This is a genomic window from Cupriavidus basilensis OR16 (genome assembly GCF_000243095.1).
GTDB lineage: Bacteria > Pseudomonadota > Gammaproteobacteria > Burkholderiales > Burkholderiaceae > Cupriavidus > Cupriavidus basilensis_D.
In genome coordinates this window covers 1-291 of the sequence record NZ_AHJE01000410.1, presented here as the reverse complement: position 1 = coordinate 291, position 291 = coordinate 1, and the positions used below count along the sequence as shown (strand labels likewise).

1 pseudogene is annotated in these 291 nt (G+C 66.0%); it reads right to left on the bottom strand.

The features are described 5' to 3' along the window. A pseudogene (locus OR16_RS39390) lies at window positions 1-291 on the bottom strand (Asp/Glu racemase); the annotation flags it as partial.

Below are 291 nucleotides of genomic sequence, written 5' to 3'. Positions count from 1 at the left end.
ACGATGCCGGGCAGCTTGGCCGGATCATGGCGGCCCACTTCCAGGTTGTCCGGGATTTCCAGCGCGCGCCAGTCCACCACTTCATAGCCTTCGTTGCGGATGTAGTCCACCACCAGCTCCGTCAGCGGCTTCATGTACGGCGCGACCACGGCGATGCGCTTGGCGCCGATGACCTTGAGCGCGTCAATCAGCGCGCCGGCGCTGGTGATCACGGGCGCATCAGCGCCGTTGGCAGCGGTATGGGCCTGCAGGCGCTTTTCAGAGACGCGATGGTAGCCGTGGCCCATCGCC